The 1,107-nt window shown below is 73.0% G+C and carries 1 protein-coding gene; it reads left to right on the top strand.

The annotated features are described in order from the left end of the window. Positions 1-75: 75 nt before the first annotated feature. A partial coding sequence (locus J0695_RS38850; RefSeq protein WP_443727044.1) for a tetratricopeptide repeat protein occupies positions 76-1,107 on the top strand: 1,032 nt, incomplete at its 3' end.

Here is a 1,107-nt window from a genome sequence, read left to right as displayed (position 1 = left end):
GCCGCCGCCTATATCCAGCAGACCGCGACCGACCCGGCCCGCTATCTGGAGCAGTTCAGGCGGTTCCCCGCCCGGATGTTCGCCACCCCGGTCGTGGGCGGCGACCCGGGGCGCACCGTCGCCTGCGTATGGCTGCTCACCCTGGACATGATCGGAGCCCAGGACCCGCTCGCGGCAGACATCCTGCGCGTACTGGCCTGGCTCGCCCCCGACACGGTGCCCCGCGTCCTGCTCTCGGCGCTCGACGACGACCCGCTCGCCGTCGACCAGTCCCTCGCGCTGCTCGGCAGCTACAGCATGGTCACCCTGACGGCGGAGACCGTCAGCACCCACCGGCTCGTGCAGGCCATCTCGCGTACGCCGGACCCCGCCGACCCGCACCGCGGCGTGGCCGCGATCGACGACGCCCGCCGGCGGGCCACGACCGTGCTGCTGGGCGCTCTGCCCGAGAAGCCGGGCAGCGATGCGGCGGGCTGGCCGACCTGGTGGACGCTGCTTCCCCATGTCGAGGCCCTGGTCTCCGCCGTGCCGTCCGACCAGGACGACGAATCGCTGAGCCGGCTGCTGCACCTGACGGGGGCGTTCCAGGCGGGCCAGGGACGGATCGACCAGAGCCTCGAATTCAGCGAACGGTCCGTGGCGGCGGCACGCCGGCTGCTNNCCGGTCGCGAGCGCGTGCTGGGGCCCGACCACGCGGACACCTTCATCTCCCGCAACGACCTCGCCGGCGCGCACGCCGAGGCCGGCAACCTCGACCGTGCCATCCGTCTGCACGAGGAGACGCTGGCCGACCGCGAGCGCGTACTGGGGCCGGACCACGAGGACACGGTCACCTCCCGGGACAACCTCGCCTACACCTACCGGGAGGCGGGGGACCTGGCCCGGGCCATCCCGCTGCACGAGGCCGCCCTCGCCGACTATCTGCGGGTCATGGGCGCGGACCACACCGACACCCTCATCTGCCGGGTCGCCCTGGCGAGCGCGTACGCGGTGGCGGGCGATCTCACCCGCTGCATTCCCGCGTACGAGGCGGCGATCACGGACTGCGAACGCGTACTGGGGGAGAAGCACCCCACCACCCTCGTCTCCCGCATCTGTCTCGCGGCC

The sequence above is a fragment of the Streptomyces beijiangensis genome (assembly GCF_017315755.1).
GTDB lineage: Bacteria > Actinomycetota > Actinomycetes > Streptomycetales > Streptomycetaceae > Streptomyces > Streptomyces beijiangensis.
The sequence above is the reverse complement of the archived record's forward strand: the minus strand, read 5'-3'. Positions and strand labels throughout refer to the sequence as shown.